The organism is Arthrobacter sp. SW1 (assembly GCF_001766675.1).
Taxonomy (GTDB): domain Bacteria; phylum Actinomycetota; class Actinomycetes; order Actinomycetales; family Micrococcaceae; genus Arthrobacter.
Genome location: NZ_MJLT01000011.1, coordinates 22,776 through 45,635, shown reverse-complemented (window position 1 = coordinate 45,635; position 22,860 = coordinate 22,776). Strand labels below are relative to the sequence as shown.

Annotated in this window: 11 protein-coding genes; 7 read left to right on the top strand and 4 right to left on the bottom strand. The window is 65.8% G+C overall.

The annotated features are described in order from the left end of the window. Positions 1-128 precede the first annotated feature (128 nt). From BIU82_RS07315 to BIU82_RS07305, 3 genes are all read right to left on the bottom strand, one after another. Positions 129-1,814: a DUF885 domain-containing protein gene (locus BIU82_RS07315; protein ID WP_070348816.1), complete on the bottom strand. Its 1,686-nt coding sequence runs from the start codon at positions 1,812-1,814 to the stop codon at positions 129-131. Positions 1,815-1,904: 90 nt separating this feature from the next. Further along, positions 1,905-2,147: an acyl-CoA carboxylase epsilon subunit gene (locus tag BIU82_RS07310; RefSeq protein WP_070348815.1), complete on the bottom strand. Its 243-nt coding sequence runs from the start codon at positions 2,145-2,147 to the stop codon at positions 1,905-1,907. Next, positions 2,144-3,727: an acyl-CoA carboxylase subunit beta gene (locus BIU82_RS07305; RefSeq protein ID WP_070348814.1), complete on the bottom strand. Its 1,584-nt coding sequence runs from the start codon at positions 3,725-3,727 to the stop codon at positions 2,144-2,146. Before BIU82_RS07305 ends, BIU82_RS07310 begins: the two co-directional genes overlap by 4 nt. Positions 3,728-3,928: 201 nt before the next feature. On the opposite strand from BIU82_RS07305, the gene BIU82_RS07300 reads away from it, so the two are divergent. The 5 genes from BIU82_RS07300 to BIU82_RS07280 all read left to right on the top strand — a co-directional run bounded on the left by BIU82_RS07300 (position 3,929) and on the right by BIU82_RS07280 (position 13,765). After that, positions 3,929-4,813 (top strand): NAD(P)-dependent oxidoreductase, encoded by an 885-nt coding sequence (locus BIU82_RS07300; protein WP_070348813.1) that lies wholly within the window; start codon positions 3,929-3,931, stop codon positions 4,811-4,813. A 60-nt stretch (positions 4,814-4,873) separates the two neighbouring features. Then, positions 4,874-5,746, top strand: a complete 873-nt coding sequence (locus BIU82_RS07295; protein WP_070348812.1) for a biotin--[acetyl-CoA-carboxylase] ligase — start codon at positions 4,874-4,876, stop codon at positions 5,744-5,746. Beyond that, positions 5,739-6,314, top strand: coding sequence for a PH domain-containing protein (locus tag BIU82_RS07290; protein WP_070348811.1), 576 nt, complete (start codon positions 5,739-5,741; stop codon positions 6,312-6,314). Before BIU82_RS07295 ends, BIU82_RS07290 begins: the two co-directional genes overlap by 8 nt. Then, on the top strand, positions 6,304-7,500 hold the full coding sequence (locus BIU82_RS07285; RefSeq protein WP_070348810.1) for an adenylate/guanylate cyclase domain-containing protein: 1,197 nt from the start codon (positions 6,304-6,306) through the stop codon (positions 7,498-7,500). The genes BIU82_RS07290 and BIU82_RS07285 overlap by 11 nt, the downstream gene beginning before the upstream one ends. Positions 7,501-7,621: 121 nt before the next feature. Then, entirely contained in the window at positions 7,622-13,765 is a 6,144-nt protein-coding gene (locus tag BIU82_RS07280) for an Ig-like domain-containing protein (protein ID WP_070348809.1), read from the top strand. Positions 13,766-13,777: 12 nt separating this feature from the next. Here the strand turns inward: BIU82_RS07280 and BIU82_RS07275 are convergent, their stop codons facing one another. Further along, positions 13,778-15,271 carry a glycosyltransferase family 39 protein gene (locus tag BIU82_RS07275; protein WP_171906516.1) on the bottom strand — a complete coding sequence of 498 codons (1,494 nt, stop codon included), beginning with the start codon at positions 15,269-15,271 and terminating at the stop codon, positions 13,778-13,780. Between the two features lie 297 nt (positions 15,272-15,568). On the opposite strand from BIU82_RS07275, the gene BIU82_RS07270 reads away from it, so the two are divergent. After that, entirely contained in the window at positions 15,569-21,694 is a 6,126-nt protein-coding gene (locus tag BIU82_RS07270; RefSeq protein WP_070348807.1) for an Ig-like domain-containing protein, read from the top strand. Between the two features lie 126 nt (positions 21,695-21,820). Further along, positions 21,821-22,792 carry a MoxR family ATPase gene (locus tag BIU82_RS07265; RefSeq protein ID WP_070348806.1) on the top strand — a complete coding sequence of 324 codons (972 nt, stop codon included), beginning with the start codon at positions 21,821-21,823 and terminating at the stop codon, positions 22,790-22,792. Positions 22,793-22,860: the final 68 nt, after the last annotated feature.

Below are 22,860 nucleotides of genomic sequence, written 5' to 3'. Positions count from 1 at the left end.
TACCAGAGCGAGCGGGTGTTGAGAAATATGACAAAAAAGATGAAGTGACGGCCGTCACTGGAATACCAGAAACGGCCGTCACCTCAATGAAGCTTCACGTTATTCCGGGGAACAACGTGGCATATGTCTCAGCCGAGCAGCGCCCGGCGGAGCGTATCGAGGCCCACCGATCCGATGTTCAGGGCGTCGGTGTGGAAGGCCTTGAGGTCGAATCCTTCGCGTTTTTCCAGCTCCGCGCGGATCTCCTCCCACAGCCGCTGCCCCACCTTGTAGGACGGCGCCTGTCCCGGCCAGCCGAGGTAGCGGGTGAACTCGAACTTGAGCTGGCCCTCGCTGATGGGCAGGTTGGCGCGGAGGAAGTCGTAGCCCTTCTCCGGCGTCCAGGTTCCGCTGCCCCAGGCCTCGGGCATCTCCAGTTCAAGGTGCATGCCGATGTCGAACACCACGCGGGCGGCGCGCATGCGCTGCATGTCCAGCATGCCCATGTGGTCGCCCGGATCCTTGAGGTAGCCCAGCTCAAGCATGAGCTTCTCCGCGTACAGCGCCCAGCCTTCGCCGTGGCCGGACACCCAGCAGATGTTGCGGCGCCAGTTGTTCAGCAGCTCGCGGCGGTAGACGGCGGTGGCCACCTGCAGGTGGTGACCCGGAACGCCTTCGTGGAACACCGTCGTCGTCTCCGCCCAGGTGGTGAAGGTGTCCTCGCCGGCGGGCACGGACCACCACATGCGCCCCGGACGCGAGAAGTCGTCCGCCGGGCCGGTGTAGTAGATGCCGCCTTCGTCGGTGGGGGCGATCTTGCATTCGAGGGTCTTCATGACGTCCGGGATCTCGAAGTGGACGTCGGCGAGGTCGGCTACGGCGCGGTCGGAAAGTTCCTGCATCCAGGCCTGCAGGGCGTCTGTGCCCTTGATCTGCCGGGCGGGGTCGTTGTCCAGGATTTCCTTGGCCTCTTCGATCGTGGCCCCGGGCTTGATCTGCTCCGCCACACGCTCCTGCTCGGCGATCAGGCGCTGCAGTTCCTGCACGCCCCACGCGTAGGTTTCCTCAAGGTCCACCGTGGCGCCCAGGAAGGTGCGCGAAGCCAGGGCGTAGCGTTCGCGGCCCACGGCGTCCTTCTCCGGGGCGTGCGGCAGCAGTTCTTCTTCGAGGAAGGCGGCCAGCCCGGCGTAAGCGGAACGCGCGACGGCGGCACCGGCGTCGAGCTTGTCCTGCAGTTCCGCGGGGAGCGGTGAGCCGTCGATCGCCGCGTCCGCTGCGAGCTTGGCGAAGAAGCCGTCTTCGGCGGCGTACTTGCTGGTCTGTTCGATGACGATCCGCACCTGGCGTGCGGCGGCGACCTTGCCGGCGTCTTTGGCCGAGCGCAGGGAGGCGATGTAGCCGTCGATGGCGCCGGGCACATTGGCGGCGCGGGCGGCGATGTGCTCCCAGTCCTGTGCCGTAGCCGTGGGCATGAGGTCGAAGACGGCGCGGATGTCCTGCGCTGGGGAGGCGATGTTGTTCAGCTCGGCCGCGCCCCAGCCGGATTCGTGGAATTCCAGCTGCAGTCCGAGGCGTTCGCGCATGGCGTCGAGGGTGATGACGTCGGAGGCGTCGGCCGGCTCCAGGCCGGCGAGCTTGTCCAGGGTGTCCCGGGCGGCAGCGGCGAAGGCGTCGGCCCCGGCAGGGGAGAAGTCCTGGTACTCGCTCTCATGGCCCGGGATGCCCAGGGTGGTGGCGAGGCCGGGGTTCAACGCCAGGAGCGTCTCGGTGTACGCATCGGCAACGGCGTCGATGGCGGTCTTGGAACGAACCGGAGAAGTGTTTTCAGTAGTCACCTGTCGAGCGTAGCCCGCACAGGAGATTTCTGAAAGGGTTGCTGAACGTTTCCCGGAAACTCCCCGCCCGGGCCCTCGACCGGCTGCCGGCTACCCCTTGCTGCGGCGCCAGGCGCCGGGGCCCGGCGTCGGGTCCAGGCGCAGGCGCTGGCGCCGCACCCAGTGCCGGACGCTCGGCTTGGCCGGTGCCGGGGCGGCAGGCACGGAGAGGGACGCGACGACGGCTGCCAGCGCGGCGAGCTCTTCCGGTGTCGGATTGCCCTTGACCACCGAAAAGAGGGGAGCCTCCGGCGCGTCGGGTGCCGTCTTCGGGTCTACGGATCCGGTGCTCACAGCGGGATGTTCCCGTGCTTCTTGGTGGGCAGGCTGGCGCGCTTGTCGCGCAGGGCGCGCAGGCCCTTGATGATCTGCACGCGGGTGTCGGACGGGGCGACGACGGCGTCAACGTAGCCGAGTTCGGCGGCCTGGTACGGGTTGAGGAGTTCCTCTTCGTACTGCTGGATGATCTCGGCGCGCCGGGCTTCGACGTCGCCGCCGGCCTCGGCAACCGCGGCGAGGTCGCGGCGGTAGAGGATGTTGACGGCGCCCTGGGCGCCCATGACGCCGATCTGGGCCGTCGGCCAGGCAAGGTTCAGGTCCGCGCCGAGCTTCTTGGAGCCCATCACGATGTACGCTCCGCCGTAAGCCTTGCGGGTGATGACGGTCAGCTTCGGAACCGTGGCCTCGGCGTAGGCGTAGAGGAGCTTGGCGCCGCGGCGGATGATGCCCTGGAATTCCTGGTCCTTGCCGGGAAGGAAGCCGGGGACGTCCACCAAGGTGATGATCGGGATGTTGAAGGCGTCGCAATGGCGGACGAAGCGCGCCGCCTTTTCGGAGGCCGCGATGTCCAGGGTGCCGGCGAACTGCATGGGCTGGTTCGCCACGATGCCAACAGTGTGCCCTTCGACGCGGCCGTAACCGATGATGACGTTCGGCGCGTAGAGGGACTGCATCTCCAGGAAGTGCGCGTCATCCACGATCTGCTCGATCACCTTGCGCATGTCGTACGGCTGGTTGGCCGAATCCGGGATGAGGGTGTCCAGTGCGAGGTCGTCGGCGTCGAGTTCAAGCTCCTGGCCGTGCTCCAGTACCGGGGCTTCGGACAGGTTGTTCGACGGCAGGAAGTCCAGCAGTTCGCGGACGAACTCGATGGCGTCCGTTTCGTCGCTGGCCAGGTAGGTGGAGGTTCCGGTGGTGGCGTTGTGCTGGCGGGCGCCGCCCAGGGTTTCCATGTCCACGTCTTCGCCCGTGACGGTCTTGATGACGTCCGGGCCCGTGATGAACATGTGGGAGGTCTTGTCCACCATCACCACGTAGTCGGTGAGGGCGGGGGAGTACGCCGCGCCGCCGGCGCACGGCCCCATGATGAGGGAGATCTGCGGAATGACTCCGGAGGAATGGACGTTGTTGCGGAAGATATCGGCGAACATCGCCAGTGAGGCCACGCCCTCCTGGATGCGGGCGCCGCCGCCGTCGTTGATGCCGATCATCGGGCAGCCGTTGCGGAGGGCGAACTCCTGGACCTTGACGATCTTTTCGCCGTTGACCTGGCTCAGCGAGCCGCCATAGACGCTGAACTCCTGGCTGTAGATGGCCACGAGGCGGCCGTCCACGGTGCCGTAGCCGGAGACGACGCCGTCGCCCAGCGGCTTCTTCTTTTCCATGCCGAAGGCGGTGGAGCGGTGGACGGCGAGGGCGTCGAACTCAACGAAGGAGCCTTCGTCCAGCAGCAGGTCGATCCGTTCGCGGGCGGTGTTCTTGCCGCGGGCGTGCTGCTTTTCGATGGCTTCGGGGCCGGAGGGCTGTTCCGCACGGGCCTGGCGGTCGCGGAAATCGGCAATCTTTCCCGCCGTCGTTGTCAGATCGTGGCTCATCAAGTCTCTCCGGCTCTGTAGCTGTTGACGCTGGTGCGTTGGGCCACCGTTAAGTAGCATCCGTACAAAATGCGGGCCCTGCTGGCTAGTCTAGTGACGCAAAACCCGCATACCGCTGTAGAAACCCTACAATTTTCCGCCTCCATGTCGAGCTTCCAACAATGTTACCCGCCAGTAACTTATTTGGGTTACAGTGTCCTCATGACCTCCAGCAATGACGCTTCAGCACGCGCCGCCGGGCCCTACCGGGCGCAAGGCAGCCTCAAGGGACGCACCATCCTCATGTCCGGTGGAAGCCGTGGCATCGGCCTGGCCATCGCCCTGCGCGCCGCCCGCGACGGCGCGAACATCGTCCTGATGGCCAAGACCGGCGAACCCCACCCCAAGCTGGAAGGCACCGTCCACACTGCCGCGGCGCAGCTTGAAGCGGCCGGAGGCCAAGCCCTCGCGCTCGTCGGCGACGTCCGCAACGACGGCGACGTCGCCGCCGCCGTGGCCGCCGCCGTCGAACGCTTCGGCGGAATCGACGCCGTCGTCAACAACGCCTCCGCCATCGATCTCTCCGGCACCGACGACGTCGACATGAAGCGCTACGACCTCATGCAGGACATCAACGTCCGCGGTACCTTCCTGCTGTCCAAGCTCGCCCTGCCGGCCCTGCGGGAATCGGGCCGCGGGCACATCCTGACGCTGTCCCCGCCGCTGAACCTCGACCCCAAGTGGGCGGGCATGCACCTTGCCTACACCATGGCCAAGTACGGAATGAGCCTCACCACCCTGGGCCTCGCCGAAGAATTGAAGGACGACGGCGTGCTGGTCAATTCGCTGTGGCCCTGCACCTTGATCGACACTGCGGCGATCCGCAACATGCCCGGCGGCGACCGCATGGTCCAGGCGGCCCGCGGGCCGGAAATCATGGCCGACGCCGCCCATGCCATCCTCAGCGGAGGGATGGCCGGTGGCGGAGCCCTGAGCGGCAACTTCTATACCGATGAACAGGTCCTGCGTGCTGCGGGCGTCACGGACTTCAGCCCCTACAGCCTCGGGGCCCCGGAAGATCAGTTGGTGCCGGACATCTTCCTCTAGGCGGATTCCTCCAGGTGGAGGGGTGCGTTCGGAACCGCCGGGATCGCTAGGATTCAAGGTATGGAACGGGAAAATCTGGATCGGGACACGCTGCTGAACGGGGACTTCCTCTCGGGCGCGGGCATCAGCCGCTTCGAGGTGGTCGAGTCCACAGGCTCCACCAACGCGGACCTGCTGCGGGCCGTGACGGTCGAGCCCAAGGAATGGCCGGACATGTCCGTGCTCACTGCCGAGCATCAGACCGCTGCGCGCGGGCGCCTCGACCGGCACTGGGAATCACCGGCCAGGTCTGCCGTATCCGTGTCCATCGTGCTGCGCCCGGTGAACGCCCAGGGCCTGCCCGTTCCCACGCAAAGCTACTCCTGGCTTTCGATGCTCGCCGCGGTCGCGCTGCGTGAAACGCTGCTCGAAATCTGCGGGTTGCCCGCCGAGATCAAATGGCCCAACGACGTCCTGGTCCGCGGCCGGAAAATCTCCGGAATCCTCGCCCAACTGGGACCGATGGGTGACGGCAACGTTCCCGCCGTCGTCCTTGGTACGGGCCTGAATGTCAGCCTTGCCGAAGCCGAACTTCCCGTGCCCACCGCTACCTCCCTCTTGGTGGAAGGTGCGCACACCCTGGACCGGACCGCGATCCTGCAGAGCTACCTGTCCCGTTTCTCCCGGCTTTACCGGGACTTCTGCAATGCCGACGGCGATCCCTCCGCCGGGCTCGCCGGTGGACCGTCGCTGCACAAGCGCGTGGAGGCCGTCCTGGTGACGCTGGGACGTGAAGTCCGCGCGCAGCTGCCCGGCGACCACGAACTGGTAGGCCACGCGTCCCGCCTGGACGACTACGGTTCCCTCCTCGTGGTGGACCACGGCGGCCGCGAACACGTGGTGACAGCCGGGGACGTGGTGCATTTGCGGCCCACCGATGGCGGATATGCGTAAACAGCTCCTGCCGGGCGAGCAAGTGATCGTGGTGACCCGGCAACAGGCACGCCGGCTGTTCTTTCCGGTGGCCGCATTTATCCTGGTCCCTGCCCTCGCCGCGTATGCCTGCGCCTGGATCATCCGGGGCGGTCCGGGCCGGCTGCTGCCCGTGATGTCCGGCAGCGAATGGACCTTCTGGCTGATGGCGGCGTGCGTTTTCCTTGCGGCGGTGGTGCTCCTTGGTTACTGTCTGCCGAAATACCTCGAATGGCTGGCCGTCCGCTACATCCTGACCAGCCGCCGGATAATTGCCCGTTTCGGAATGCTTCGACGCCGGGACTGGCAGCTGTCGCTCGCGGCCGTGCGTAACGTCGGTCTCAGGCAGTCCCTGCTCCAACGGACATTGCGCTCGGGGAATATATCCTTGGATACCGGGCAGCCCGGAGGAACCCTGATGCCCGATGTTCCCGAGGCCGCGCGGTTCCGGAGCTTCATTCTTGAAGCGATCGACTGCCTGCCGCATGTACCGGCCAACGACAATGCAAGCACATGGGTGAGGAAGGAAGGTGGACAAGATGAGTGGTAACCAGCCCTGGAACCCGGAGGACGGCAGCGAATCCTTGCCGGAACCTTCCCTCGACGAGCCCTTGGGGAATTCCCAGGTCAACGCCCAGACCCGGCCGCTTCCGGTGATCCCGGCAGCAGACCCGTCGCCGCCCACCGGCGCCATGTCCGCCGAGCGCCTGGCGATGAAGGTCCTCGAAACCAGGCTCCTGGGCGGCGAACGCAAGCTCCGCCGTCGTGAAGTCGCAGCGGCGGCCGGCGTCTCCCTGCTGTCCGCACGCAAGCTTTGGCGCGCCCTTGGTTTCCCTAACTTCGGCGACGACGATGTCGCATTCACCGAGCAGGACCTGTCCGCGCTGTCCACAATCCTGGACCTGGTGCGTGCCGGGAAGCTGACCGAAGAAGCCGCCATCTCCGTGACCCGTTCGATCGGGCAGATGACAGACCGCATGGTGGTCTGGCAGGTCGAAGCGCTGATCGAAGACATGGTGATGCAGCAGGGCATTCCCGACGCCGTGGCCCGCAAGCAGCTGGTCAGCGAACTGCCCAGCCTGCTGGATGCCATGGAAGAGATCCTCGTCTACTCCTGGCGCCGCCAGATGAACGCCGGCGTGCAGCGGCTGGCGGTCCGCGCCGAAGCCGGGTTGCGTGCCAGCGAAGAGGGCCGCGAAGGCGACGAAGACGATGCTCCGCTGCCCTTGGCACGCGCGGTCGGTTTCGCGGACTTGGTGTCCTACACCAGCCTGTCCCGCCGCATGAACGAAAAGACGCTTGCGCAGATGGTGCAGCGCTTCGAGAACAAGTGCGCCGAGATCATCTCCGTGGGTGGCGGCCGCCTGGTCAAGACCATTGGCGACGAAGTGCTGTACATCGCCGAGACCCCCGCTGCCGGTGCCGAAATCTCGCTGGCCTTGGCCCAGGCGTTCACCGAGGACGAGATCCTGCCGCAGGCCCGGGTGGCCATGGTGTGGGGCCGTATCCTCTCGCGCCTTGGCGATATCTATGGACCCACGGTCAACCTGGCCGCGCGCCTGACCGCCCTGGCCGACCCCGGCACGGTGTTGATCGACTCAACAACGGCCGCCGCGCTCGGGCAGGATGAGCGTTTCGTCCTCGAACCCAAAGAGACAGAAAACGTCCGCGGATTCGGCGAGATCACTCCGGTGCTGCTTACCCCGGGCCGGGGCAAGGGCTTGGTCCTCGACTAGGAGACCCCTCTCCGCGCAGGCGGGGAATTTTACTTTCCCCAATTGATAGACTTTCCCCGGCGGCCGACGGGCAGCCACGTTCGTGTCGTGATCACTGCTGCAGTGAGTTGGGGGATGCTCCATGTCGTTTTCCTCGGATGCCCGCGCCCCGAGGGGCCGCCGTGGCCGCTGGTGGAAGGCCGCCGTCGTCATGGGTGCCGGCACCGCATTGGTGGCCGGCGCCGTGCTCTATCCGGGCTTCAAGACGAGCGAGGTGGAACTCAACGACGGCAGCGTCTGGGTCACCAGCAAAGCCCGCAACTCGGCAGGCCGGCTCAACTATCCGGCCCGCATGCTGGATGGAGCGGTTACTCCCGCCAGCGTGGACTTCGATGTCCTGCAGCAAGCCAGCACCGTCTTCGTCGACGACCGCAGCAGCAGCAACCTCAACCCGGTCAGCGCCGCCAACATGCGCCTTGGAGGCGACCGCAAGCTGCCCGCCTCCGCCAAAGTCAGCTTCGGCAGGAACATCCTTGCCATCACCGATCCCGCAGCCGGCGAGGTCTGGGTGATCCCGGCGTCGGGCTTGGGCGGCTTCGATCCCGAGTCAGCGGAACCGTTCCTGGATTCGGAACAGGGCGTGGTTGCAGTGGTGGGCAGCGACGACATGGTTCACACCGTGGAGCCTGCCAGCGGCAGGATCTCCAGCAGCAGTTTCGACAGCGACGGCATGCCCAAGGACACCACGGGCCGCACTGTCGACGAACTGAAGGCAGCCGGCGAACTCGACGTCGCCGCAGTCGGCGGCCAGCCGGTGGTACTGGACAAGCAATCCGGCAACCTCTTCCTGCCCGGCGGCGCGAGGATCCGGCTTGATCAGGCCCGCGACGTGAAACTGCAACAAAGCAGCGGCTCCAGCAACTACGTCGCCATTGCCACGCCGAAGGCCCTGATCAAGCAACCCTTGGACGGTTCCACAGCGGCCGTGGTGGAGAGCGGCGGGGAAGGCGTCCCGGCGGCTCCGGTCCAGCTGGGCGGTTGCGCCTACGGGGCATGGTCCGGCAGCAACCGTTACGTCCGCGACTGCGCCAACGACGCCGACGACCAAGCCCTCGCCATTCCTTCGGCCAGCGCCTCGCCCGGTTACGTCTTCCGGGTCAACCGGGAACTGGTGGTCCTCAACGACATCAACTCGGGCAACGTCTGGATGGTCAACCGCAACATGCAGCTGATCAACAACTGGGACGACGTCATTCCGCCCAAGGAAAGCTCGGACGACGCCGACAAGGACTCCGCGGACGAGGTCCAGCAGACCGTCCTCCCGGACCGGAGCAAGCCGAACAGCCCGCCGCAGGCCAAGCCAGACACCTTCGGCGTCCGTGCGGGCAAGACCACCGTGCTCCCGGTGCTCGACAACGACAGCGACCCCGACGGCGACGTGCTGACCGTGCGGACCCCGGACGGCATCAGGACCGGAACCTTGGCCCCCGTCTACGGCGGCACCGGTCTGCAGCTCGCCGTTCCGGCGGGCAAAAGCGGCAGTGAGACCTTCAAGTACACGGTGGACGACGGCCGCGGCGGCTCGGCGTCCTCGGACATCACCGTCCGGGTCATCCCGGCAGGGGAGAACTCCGCACCGCGGCAGAAGCCGAACCGCAGCGTGACCCTGGTCCTGACCACGGGCAAGACGCTGACCCAGAACATCCTCACGGACTGGATGGACCCCGACGGCGACGACATCTTCGCGGTGTCCGCCAGGAGCAGCGATCCGCGGGACCAGGTCCGGATCCGGCCCGATGGCCTGCTTACCTTCCAGGACTCCGGCATGGGGCCAGGGAAGAAGACCTTGACTGTCACGGTGTCCGACGGCACCAGCGAGACTGAAGGAAAGATCACGGTCGATGTCCGGGCTGCCGGGGCCCTGCCTCCGGTGGCCAACGCAGACCACGTGGTGGCCGTCGCCGGCCAGAACACCGTGATCGCCCCGCTCAAGAACGATACCGACCCCCAGGGCGGTTCCCTCCGGCTCGCCCAGGTGACGCCCGACGGGCAGTCCAAGGCCACCATCGGTGCCGACCAGCAGACGTTCACCTTCAACTCCACCGTCACCGGCCCGCACTACCTCAGTTACCTGGTCACCAACGGCCCGGCCAGTGCCCAGCAGCTGGTGCGCGTCGACGTCGTCGCCGGTGGAACGGGAGGAACCCCGGTGGCCGTCCGCGACATGGCCCTGTTGCCGCGCGGCGGCAGCACTGTGGTAGACGTCCTCGGCAACGACTCCGATCCGGCCGGCGGGGTGCTGGTGGTGCAGTCCGTCAGCGGTGTGGACGGCCTGCCCGTTGCGGTGTCGGTCCTGGACCACTCGGTGGTCCGCATCAGGGACGTGAACGCCACAGGCCAGCTGACCTTCAAGTACACGATCTCCAACGGCAAAGCGCAGGCGAGCGGCGAGGTGGCCGTCGTCGTGGTTCCGACTCCGCCCAAGCTCCAGGCACCGCAGGCGAAGGCCGACGAGGCAACCGTCCGTGTGGGCGACGTGGTGACCATTCCGGTCCTCGGCAACGACACGGACCCGAACGGCGGAAGGCTGACCCTGGATCCGAAGCTCGCGCAGCAGCCGGACGCAGCGGACGGAAAATTGTTCGTTTCCGGCAATACGCTGCGCTTCCTGGCCGGCGGCACCGCGAAAACCGTCTACGCCATTTACAAGGTCCGCAACGAATCGGGGCAAAGCGACTCCGAACAGGTGACCATCCGGATCCGGGCCCGCGACGACGAACGCAACAGCCGCCCGGAACCCAAGAGCCTCACCGCCCGCGTCATCGCCGGAACCACCGCCAGGATTCCCGTCCCGCTGGACGGCATCGACGCTGACGGCGACTCCGTGCAGCTCACCGGGATCGACAAGGCCCCCGCCGCGGGCACCGCCGTCGTGAAGGACGGGTACCTGGAATACACCGCAGGCGCCGATTCCGCTGGAACCGATACCTTCAGTTACCGCGTCAGGGACCGCATCGGCGCCGAAAATACCGGAACCGTGCTGGTGGGCATCGCCCCGCCGAACGCGGACAACCAGAAACCGCTGGCCGTGGACGACGCCGTTGATGTCCGGCCGGGCCGGCGGATTGCCGTGCCGGCGCTCGGCAATGATTCGGATCCCGACGGCGACCCCATCGCCTTGGTCACGAACGCCCTCGAGGCGGGGCCGGGGCTGTCCGCCGAAGCGGGACAGGCCGGCCAGGTGCTGGTAACGGCGCCCTCCGCCGCTGGAACCGGCAGCGTGGGCTACCGGATCCAGGACAGCAAGAAGGCCCAGGCCACCGCGGTGATCCGCGTACGGACCAGCCCGACCGCGGCGCTCCACGCGCCGCTGGCGGTGGACGACCACGTCACTCTGGCAGAAACGCTGGGCAAGACCGCCGTCGACGTTCCGGTCCTGGAGAACGATTCCGATCCCGACGGCGTGGCCGCGGAACTGAAAGTCACGCTGCCCGCCGGAACGGAGAACGCCCGGGTCGGCGCGGACGGCCGCGTGGTTGTCACCCTGGCGCCGGGGGAGCAGCTGCTTCCGTACACCGTGACGGATGTTGACGGGCAGAGCGCCACCGGCATCATCTGGGTACCGGGCCAGGGCCTGCAATACCCCACGCTGTCCCGGACCGATCCGGTCGAAGTGATGTCCGGCAAGGAAGCCACCGTCCAGCTCGCGGAGTATGTGCGGGTCCGCGAGGGCCGCAAGCCGCGCATCACCGTGGTGGACAAGGTCCGTCTCCAGGGCGCCCGGCCGCAGAATGTGGTCACGAACGACGGCAACGCGGTTCGCTACGCGGCGCTGCCCGACTACGTGGGCCCCGGCTCGATCACCTTCGAGGTCACCGACGGCACCGGCCCGGAGGATCCCCAAGGCCTGAAGTCCACCCTGACAATCATGACCAAGGTGGTTCCGGACCCGAACGCCAACCATCCGCCCACGTTCTCCGGCGCCACCATCGAGGTACCCCGGGGCGACTCCACCGAACTTGAACTGGCCAACCTTGCCAACGACGTGGACGAACGTGACCAGGGCAGCCTGAAGTTCGAACTGGCCGGAACCCCACCGGCGGGACTCGGCGTTTCCTTGAACGGTTCCGTGCTGCGGGTCACCGCTGACGCGCAGGCCTCCTCCGGCGCCAGGGGCGCCATCCCGGTGAAGGTCAGTGACGGCCGCTCGCCGGCAATCCAGGCGACCATCACCGCGGTGACCGTCGCCTCCAACAGGCGTCCGCCGTCGGCCAATGACGACGTCGTTGCTGCCGCCAACGCCGGGCGGAGCGAAACCGTCAAGGTCCTGGGCAATGACGTGAACCCCTTCGAGGACACTCCGTTGAAGATCGTGTCGGCCACGGTCGAGACGGGCTCGGCGTCCGGCCAGCCCGCCATCGCGGGCGATTCCGTGACGGTCACCCCGGCCGAGGGGTTCAAGGGCGTCCTGGTGGTCAAGTACACAGTGGCGGACAAGACGGGGGACCCGTCGCGCCAGGCCTCCGCGCGCATCCGCCTGACGGTCCGCGCGGAACCGGACGCCCCGTCCGCCCCCGTCGCCAGTGACGTCCGCAGCCGCACCGCCGTGCTGAAGTGGGCGCCGCCGTCGGACAATGGTGCGGAAATCACCAGCTACAAGGTGCAGTCCGCCTCGGGCTTCTCCCAGGAGTGCGCCACCACCACCTGCACGTTGACCGGGCTGACGAACAACGTCAAGTACGTCTTCACGGTCACCGCCATTAACGAGGTGGGCCGGTCGCAGCCCTCGCCGCCGTCGAACGAGATCAGGCCGGATGAGAAGCCCTCGCCGCCGGATGCTCCCGCGGTGAAGGCCGGCGACAGGAACATGGCCATCAACTGGACTCCCGCGAAGACCGAGGGATCCCCGGTGAAGCATTACAACCTGGAAATTTCGCCGTCTCCGGCAAACGGCATCGCTGTGAAGAACGGAGTGGCCGGCCTGAGCTATGTGTGGCCGGGCCTGACGAACGGCGTCAAGTACAAGGTGCGTGCGCAGGCGGTCAACGATCTCGGGCCTTCGGACTGGAGCGATTACTCCGCGGAGGACAACCCGGCCGGTGTTCCGGCAGCCCCCGCGGCGCCGACGTCGGAAACGCTGTCCGCTGACGGGCGTATGAACCAGGTTCGCGCCCATTGGAGCGAGCCTGACACCAACGGCGATCCGATCAAGAATTACTACGTCACGATGAGCGGCGGAGGGAAGGCACCACAGACGCAAGTCATTCCCGGTACGGTGCGTTCCGCGACCTTTGGCGCGGAAACCTCGGAAACGTCTTACACCTTCACCGTGCAGGCCGAGAACAAGGCGGGCAAGGGTGCGGTCAGTGCCCCGTCGGCACCGCGGCGCTCTACCGGCAAGCTCGGCACCGTGCAAAGTGTCCGGGCAACGCCGGCGGCCACAGGTGGCGCCGGCGGGCAGGTCCGGATCGATTTCCAGGAGCTGGACTTCGGCCAGCGGAACGGCTCGACCACCAGTGAGATCAGCTACACCTACACTGCGACGACCGGGCAAAACGGACCGATCCGTCCCGGGGGAGTAGTGGGCGGCTTCAGCAACGGTCAACAGACCACCATCACCGTGCGTGCGCATTCCACCGTGGCGCCGAGTGGCGACGCCAGCGGGCCCTCAAGCACCACCCCCTACGGTGCGCCGGGTACCCCGTCGGCTTCAGGGCAGAACGGCGCGGAGAACCAAAAATCCCTGACGTTGAATTGGTCCTCGCCGTCAACGTCCACGAACGACGTCGCGGTGACGAAGATCAAGATCGATAACGGTGCCTGGGAGACCGTCGCCGCATCCGGCAGCCGTACCATCAACACCGGTGGCTTCGACGAGACCCACAGCATCACGGTGCAGACCTTCAACTCCATCGGGCAGGGCGGCCCCACCGCCTCGGCAAGCGCCAAGTCCGGGCCTCCGCCACCGCCCATACGGGAGTGGAGCGGCGTGCTCAACACCAACGTGGTGCAGCGTTCGTGCACCTATACCCAAGGCGGCTCCAACTACCGGCCATCCCCATACTTCGATTGCGATGGCAAGGGTGGAAACCAGCCGCCGTGGGAGTACCCGGGGCAGCACATGGTGGTGAGGTGCTACATCGTGCAGAACGACAATTGGTCCGGAGGCCCGGATGTCTACTGGTGGCGGATCGAGCCAGGATCAGCGCGGAATGTGGGCCGCTATATCATCACGGGGCACACCACCATGGGCGATCCCGGCCCATTGGGAGCGCCGCACTGCTGAAGCCGGACCGAGTCAGGTGCAGTTGTAGCTCACGAAGCGCAGCCGCACGGTGACAACGTTCTTGATCCGGGTGCATCCCGCTTCCTGGAATGCACCCGGATCGGGGACCGACGCCTCGCCTTCGCCAATGAAGTACACAGTGCCCCGGTGCTTCAGTTCGGCCGGAGTGACCGCCTTGTTCACGCCCCACAGGGTCCCGGACTCTGCGGGCGTGGCCTGCAGCGACAGGTCGGTCAGGCGCGTGAAGGACGCAGGGTAGGCCAGCGCGGGGTCGCGGTCCTCGGGACGTCCGTAGACGACGGCGGCCGGGCCGGAACCGTCAGCTTCCACCAAGGCCGCGATGTGCCGCTCCGTGTCTGCCGGCTCGTTGACCAGGCTCTTCAAAGGCAGTTGCTGAGGCAGGCTGGCGAGGATGACCATGCCTGCAACAAACGCCAGCTTCCTCGTCCCAAGGTTCCGTACCTTGTCCAGGCCGAGTGCTACCAGCAGGGCAAACATGGGTGCGGTGAAGGTCAGGTAGCGGGGGACATATACCGGCTGAATGAGGACGCTGGCCATGAGCAGGACGGCAATCGGTAGGACAACGGCGCTTGTCCCCACCACTGCGAGGGTCCGGAATTCCGGTTTCCTGGCGGCGTGAATCAGGCCAAGGACAACCAAGCCCACTTGCAGCAGGCCCAGGACCACAACGGCACCCAGGACCCAGCTGGGTGGGAGGTTTCCCGTGGGCCGGTCATCGCCATAGAAGAACTGTTTGACGGCAAGTGCCTGGATGTTCTGCAGGAGTGAACGGTCCTGGATCCATGCAACCTGCCCTTTTTGTCCGAGGGCAACGAGAAGGAACGGGGACGCGGCCAAGGCAGCAGCCAGGGAAGACAGGAGAAGGGCCAGCACCTGGCGGCGAAGTACTACGGCGGCGATGACGTGTGCTGCGATTGCCAAGGCGAAAAACATGAAGACGTACACGCCGGCTGCGGCGCAGAGCGCATAAAGCGCCCAGTCCAGTACCCGTCCGGAGGTCCAGGCCCTGATCAGCAGGAGGGTCATGACCACTGCGAAGAGGGCGATAAGCGCAGACTGCCTGGCCTCAGTGCCGGCCCACGCCATGCGGGGGAGGAAGGCCAGGACTATGCCGGCGGCACTCCCAATGAAAAGCGAGCCGAGCTTTTGGCCGATGACAACTGTTCCGGTGCACGCAAGGCCGCCGGCAATTGCGGACGGCAGACGCATGGATACTTCCGAGAAACCGAAGACCGACGTCCACAAATGCATCAGGAAGTAATAGGCGCCGTGCACGGCGTCTACGGTCCGGAGAAGGTCCAGCAGCTCGGCAGAGGAGCGGCGGGCCGCAGAAATCGTCGCGATCTCATCGTTCCAGAAGGACGGTACCCAGCTTCCGGCGAAGGCCACCAGGAAGCCCATGAGTCCGATGATCCAAGGAGCCGCGTTCGTCGGAATCCGGAGGCCGATGATCCCGGTCACGTGGCTCCGGGCAGGCTGCTTCATGGCTATGTACTCCTCGTTCGTGGCCTGCCACATCCTATCCGGGAGGAGCGTCCCCTCCTGCCGGGCCGCTGCCCTGCGATGGGGACGCCTCCCCATCGCAGGCACCGCGCGATTCCACGTATCCTTGAACGCCGGTGATAGTGCGCTTTCTCTTGGTAACGAAGGCGCGCACATGCGATAGTCGTAAGGACAATTCCGTCGCCGTATGGGGGTACGGCGGAATCGCATGATCGCTGGTCGGAGGCCGTGAGGTTCGAGGCTGCTTTTGGGCTGCCATGATGCAAGGGAATTGAAACTGTGACGTCTTTATTCGGCAAGCTGGGGCTGAAGAAGCGCCGAAGCAAGTTCTTAGCCACCACCGGGTTCACCGCGGCAACCGCGCTGCTGGTTACCGGTGCCGTGCTGTACCCGGGGTTCAAGACCGCGGAGCTTGAATTGAACGACGGCGGCGTGTGGGTGGTCAGCAAGACCAAGAACGCTGTCGGCCGGCTCAACTATCCCTCCCGCGTGCTCGACGGCGCCGTGACGCCTGCCAGCACCACCTTCGACGTGCTCCAGCACTCCAGCGACGTCTTTGTCGACGACAGCACCGGATCCACGGTCAACCAGGTCTCCGCTGCGAACCTTCGCCTGGGCGGTGACAAGCAGCTGCCGGGCTCTTCGAAAGTCAGCTTCGGCACCCAGGTGCTCTCCGTGACGGACCCGGTCAAAGGCCGCGTCTGGGCCCTGACCACCTCCACCGTCAACAGCTTTGACGAGGAAAACACCGAGCCCGTGCTGCAGGCGTCTCCCGGTGCGGTTTCCGCCGTCGGGCAGGACAACCGCATTTACACTGCGGACCCCCAGAAGGGCGAAGTCACCGTCACCTCAGTGTCCCCGGACGGTGAACGCCTCAATTCCGAGACCACCAAAATCGACGACCTCAAGGGCGCGGGCGACCTCCAGATTGCCGTCGTCGGTGACAAGCCGGTCATCCTGGACGCCGCACGCGGCAACCTGTTCCTGCCCGGCGGACGCAAGCTCCAGCTCCAGGACGCGCGTGAAGCCAAGCTCCAGCAGAGCAGCGGCGAAAGCGGCTACGCCGCCATTGCCACACCCAAGACCCTGATCAAGCAGCCGCTGGACGGCTCCACCGCCGCGATCGTCAACGCCGGAGGCCAGGGCGTTCCCGCGGCACCTGTGCAGGTGGCCGGTTGCACCCACTCAGCCTGGGCCGGCGCCAACAAGTACATCCGCGACTGCACCAACGACGCCGACGACAAGTCCGCCGACGTCCCCAAGGCCAGTGGATCCCCGAGCTACGTCTTCCGCGTAAACCGCGAGCTCGTGGTCCTTAACGACATCAACTCCGGCAACGTCTGGATGGTCAACCAGAACATGCAGCTGGTGAACAACTGGGACGACGTCATTCCGCCGAAGAACCAGTCCGACGAACAGGACCAGGACTCCGCGGACGAAAACACCATCAACGTCCTGCCGGACCGCACCAAGCAGAACCGGCCGCCGGAAACCAAGCCGGACGACATCGGCGCCCGTCCGGGCCGCACCACGGTGATGAGCGTTCTGGACAACGACTCCGACCCCGACGGCGACGTCCTCACCGCCTCGCTCGGCGGTAACGCACCGAAGTCCGGGTCCGTCGAAAGCATCTACGGCGGCTCCGCATTCCAGATTTCCGTTCCCGCTGACGCGAAGCCGGGAACCGAAGCCATTGACTACAACGCCGCGGACGGCCGTGGCCTGTCCGCGAGTGGCAGGATCAACCTCCGCGTCGTGGCTCCGGACGAGAACAGGGCACCTGTCTTCAAGCGTGCCAACCCCACCACGCTCCTGGTGGAGCAGGGCAAGACCGTCAGCCAGAACATCCTCACCGACTGGGTGGACCCTGATGGCGACGACCTCGTGCTCATGGACGCCAAGGCCGACAATCCGCAGGACCAGGTCAAGATCCGTCGCGACGGCCTGCTGACCTACCAGGATTCCGGTGCCACGGCGGGTAAGAAGAACGTCACCGTCTCCGTATGGGACGGCCGCACCACGGCCACCGGCCGTGTCGTCATCAATGTTCGTCCGCCGGGTGCACTGCAGCCGGTGGTCAACGCCGACCACGTGACTGCCGTCGTCGGGCAGGACCTGGTGATCGCACCGCTGAAGAACGACGTCGATCCCAATGGCGGCGCTTTGCGCCTGGCGCACGTGGAGGCGGCAGGTCCTGCCGAACTCGGTCCCGTGACTGACGGCGGTACCTTCACCTTCCGCAGCAAGACCCCTGGACCGGTGTATCTCACGTACATCGCCAGCAACGGCCCGCAGAGTACGCAGGGCCTGATCCGCGTGGACGTCGAGTCCGGCAAGGACGTCGGCAACCCGGTGGCGGTGCACGATGTCGCGCTGCTGCCTGTTGGCGGCAACGTGCTGGTAGACCCGCTCGCCAACGACTCCGACCCGTCCGGCGGCGTCCTGGTGCTGCAGTCGGTCACACTCCCCGAGAACGCCACGGTCTCCGTCAGCGTCATCGACCACAGCGTCCTGCGCGTCACGGATGTCCTGGGCACCCAGCAGCCCATCGTTTTCCGGTACACGATTTCCAATGGACAGAAGTCCGCCAGCGGTACGGTGTCCGTGGTCCCGGTGCCGGCTCCCGCCGTCGTCGAAGCCCCGCAGCCCAAGCCGGACGAAGTGAACGTACGCGTCAACGACGTCGTCACCGTCCCGGTGCTGGCAAACGACACCCACCCTCAGGGCGAAAAGATGCACGTGGACCCGGTCCTCGCGCAGACGATCCCCGAGGCGGAAGGCAAGACCTTCATCTCCGAAGACAAGCTGCGCTTCATCGCAGGCTCCGTCCCGAAGACAGTGCGTGCCATTTATAACGCGGTGGACTCGCAGGGCCAGAAGAGTGCCGCTGCCGTAACCATCCACATCCTTCCGCTGGAGGGCACGCAGAACTCCCGCCCGCAACCGCAGAACCTGACCGCCCGCGTGGTGGCCGGTGGCACGGTGAGGATCCCGGTTCCACTCGATGGCATCGATCCCGACGGGGACTCCGTGCAGCTGACAGGCATCGACAGCACGCCAGGCATGGGCACCGCGACGGTGGGCAGCAGCTTTATCGACTTCGTGGCAGCCGGTGACGGCGCGGGAACCGACAGTTTCCGCTACAAGGTGATCGACCGCCAGGGAGCCGTCAACTCCGGTACCGTGACTGTGGGAATTGCGCCGCAGGGCGAAGAAAACCAAAAGCCAGCTCCGGTGGATGACACTGTGTCGGTGCGCCCAGGCCGCCAGATCGCCGTCGACGCTTTGGCGAACGACACCGATCCGGACGGAGATCGCATTGCGATCAAGGCCGACGGGATTGAAGCCGACGCCGCGCTCCAAGCCAACGTCAGCAAGAACAGCGGACGGATTATCCTGACTGCCCCGGCGAAGGAAGGTATCGTCAACGTCCGATACACGGTGGTTGACGAACGCGGTGCCACGGCGGGCGCAACGATCCGTGTCAACGTCAAGGGGAACATCCCGCTGCAGGCCCCGATCGCCCGCGACGACCGTGTGACGTCCGCGCAGACCATGGGCAAGAAGGCCGTGGACGTCCCCGTTCTGAAGAACGACGAGGACCCGGACGGCGTCGGTGAAAACCTGAAGGTTGCCACTGCCGCCGAAACCGCGAAGCCCGGGAACGACGGCAACGTGGTTGTCCAACTGACCGAGGGGCCCCAGCTGGTTCCTTACACCGTGGAAGACGTGGACGGGCAGAAGTCCACTGCCATCATCTGGGTTCCGGGCATTGGCCAGCAGGTGCCGACGCTGGCCAAGGACGAGGTCATCGAGATCATCGCAGGCCAGTCCGTGACGGTTGACCTCAATGAATGGGTGAAGGTCCGTGACGGCCGCAGCCCGCGGCTGACGGAAGCAGACCGCATCAAGCTCATCGGGGCTGATGGCGGCGATCCCATTGCCAACAACGGCACCGCCATCAAGTACACGGCGGGCAAGGACTACGTTGGCCCTGGCTCCATCACCTTCGAGGTAACGGACGGCACCCGCACGGACGATCCGAACGGCCAGAAGGCGACCCTTAGTATCCGTACCAAGGTGCTTCCGGATCCCAACCGCAACCATCCTCCGACCCTGCTCGGCAGTTCCCTGGAGGTTCCGCAGAGCGACGGGGCGAGCCTTGAGCTGGGCCGTCTCACCGGTGACCCCGACCGGGACGATGTCGAGAACATGAAGTACGAGATCACGGGTGGAATCCCCGGAGGCTTTGACGCCCGTGTCGAGGGCAAGACCCTGCGGGTCAGCGCCAAGGGTGAAGCGAAGCCGGGAGATGCCGGAAGAATTCAGGTCAAGGCCAAAGACAGCCGCGGCCTTGAGGCTACAGCCACCTACTCACTTTCCGTGACCGCTTCGAACCGGCCCAAGCCCGTGGCGAACGACGACGTAGAGCCTGAAGCGAAGTCCGGCAAACCGGTGACCGTCAAGGTCTTGGCAAACGACTCGAACCCGTTCCCGGATGCGCCACTGAAGATTGTCAGGGCATCCACCGAGACGGGCCAAGGGACGGCGGTTGCAAACGGTGATTCAGTCACGGTGACCCCGGCTGCCGGTTTTTCCGGATCGATGATCGTCGCCTACACGGTGCAGGACAAGACCGGCGATGTCACCCGCCAGGCGACGGCCCGTATCCGGCTCAGCGTCAAGGACAAGCCCGTGGCTCCGACGACGCCGCAGGCCCAGAGCGTGGGGGACCGCACGGCACTGTTGAACTGGACGGCTCCAGCGGACCGCGGTTCACCCATCACCAAGTACACAGTGCGCGGCGAGGGCGGATTCCAGCAGGAGTGCCCGGCCAATACGTGTACCCTCACCGGCCTGACCAACAACGTGAAGTACCACTTCACCGTGACGGCTACGAATGCCATCGGCGAATCGGCTCCGTCCCCGGCTTCGGCCGAGGTGCGACCCGACGTCAAGCCGGAGACTCCGTTGGCCCCGCGCCTGAAGTTCGGGGACAAGCAGCTCACAGTGACTTGGACGGCCCCTGCGAGCAAGGGCTCGCCGATCAAGTCCTACGACCTCGAGATTTCGCCGGCTCCGGCCGGCCAGAACCCCCAGATCCAGAAGCTGACCTCCACCACGTATGTGTGGAAGGGCCTCACCAACGGGGTGTCCTACAAGGTCCGGGTCCTGGCGCGCAACGATGCCAAGGACCCGTCGGAATGGAGCCCTTACTCGGCGGCCGAGGTGCCCGCCGGTGTTCCCGTGACGCCGGCAGCCCCCACGGTGGCAAGCGCACAGCCGGTGGGCAATCAGAGCCAGTTGCGGGTCACCTGGACCGCGCCAGACAACAACGGTGACGCGATTTCGGAGTACACGCTGACCACCCGCCGTGGCGGCACGCCGATTTCCACCCAGAAGGTGGGAACCACTGCGCAGAACGTGACGGTGGACAACTCGGAAGCCAACTACTCCTTCACGGTTTCCGCAACGAACAAGGCTGGCACCAGTGGAACCAGTCAGCCTTCGGCGCCGATCCGGGCCGCAGGCAAGCCCGGAACTGTCACCGGCGGCTCCGTCGTGGCTCATGGCAACAGCGGCGAGTTGGATGCGAGGTTCACGCCGTTGACTGCCGCGCAGCGGAATGGATCGCAGGCCGATGAAATCCGGTACAGCTACATCGCAAGCTCGGGGCAGAGAGGGCCGATTGCCGCTGGTGGCGGAATCATTTCGGGGCTTCCGAATGGCCAGGAAATCACCATCAGCATCGTTGCCACGTCGACGAAGAACAACATCTCAGGTGACTCCACGGTGATCGGTAAGGCGACCCCCTGGGGTAACCCGGGGGCACCGAATGTCCAAGGCCAGAAGTCGGGCAATCTGGATCAGCGGGTCTATTGGACCTGGAACCAGCCGTACGATGGCGGCAAAGCCATCAACCGCTATGAAGTGAGCTACGAGGGCGGTCCGTGGACCTCGGTGGGCCTCAACCGCCAGTACAGCCGCGATACCAACGCCTATAACGCGACCAAGAACCTCAAGGTCCGGGCTTGCAACGGCATGGATGGCAACAAGGATTGCGGTGCTTACGGTTCGGCTAACTCGACTTCCGGTGACGCGCCCCCGCCGCCGGTGAAGAACACCGTGAAGGTCAATGAAAGCGATATCAACACCTGCACGGAAGTCACGGGCGGGAACGGCTACTACGGTGGGACGCCGAAGAAGTGCTACGGCACGGTGAGCCCAGGGGGACCCGGTGCTCCGTACCCGTGGCTGAGTACTACGGACGCTCCAGTCGAAGTCGATCGCTGTGGCAGCCCCTGGGGAAGCAGCGGCTGGTATCAAATCCGTGGCGGTGCTTATGACAACCGTTGGGTGCGAGCCGACACAGTCCACTTTGTGTCGGGCAGCAGGCCCTGCTGACCCGCCCCGCCCGGCGCCGGACCACGCGTCCGGCGCCGGGCGCCTAAACTTATAAACCGAATTGACTATCCCTCGGACTGGGCTTTCCACCAGCCGCCCGGACAACACCTAACGAAGGACCATCACATGACTATGACAAGCGAGCAGGCGGCCTGGTTTGCGGACACCTTTGAGAAGCTGGTTGCCAACGTCGGCCAAGCGGTGCTGGGCAAGTCCCACGTCATCCGCCTGACGTTCACGGCGATGCTCGCCGAGGGCCACGTCCTTTTCGAAGACGCCCCCGGCACCGGAAAGACCTCCCTTGCCCGGGCCCTCGCCGCCACGGTCCAGGGTTCCCACAACCGCATCCAGTTCACCCCGGACCTCCTGCCTTCGGACGTCACCGGTGTGACCATCTATGACCAGAAGACCCAGAAGTTCGAGTTCCACAAGGGCCCGATCTTCAGCAACATCGTCCTTGCCGACGAAATCAACCGTGCCTCGCCGAAGACCCAGTCCGCCCTCCTCGAGGTCATGGAAGAATCCCGCGTGACCGTGGACGGCACCACCTACGAGGCCGGCCGCCCGTTCATGGTGCTCGCCACCCAGAACCCGATCGAGCAGGCCGGTACCTACCGCCTGCCCGAGGCCCAACTGGACCGCTTCCTCATCAAGACCTCGATCGGCTACCCGGACCACGCCTCAACCGTGCAGCTGCTCGGCGGAAGCAACGTCAAGGACCGCTCGCGGGAGCTCAGCCCGATCATCACCACCCAGGCCGTTGCCGATATGGCCGACCTCGCGGCCACCACGCACATCGATCCCGCCGTGCTGGAATACATCTCCCGCCTGTGCGAAGAGACCCGCAACGCTCCCGAAACCCGCCTGGGCGTCTCCGTCCGTGGCGCACTGGCGATGGTGCGCGCGGCCAAGGTATGGGCCGCGGGCCAGGGCCGCAACTTCGTCCTGCCGGACGACATCAAGGAGCTCGCCGGGGTCGTCTGGACCCACCGTTTCGTCATGGACCCGGAAGCCGAATTCTCCGGCGCCACCGCTGATGCTGTGCTCAAGCGCGTCCTCAACGACGTCGCAGCTCCGCAGCAGCGCGCCAGCGCCTGACCCGACTCCGGTTTCCCTACCGTCCAGGGCCCGGCAGGGACCCTGGACCACGAACAAAGGTCTCCACC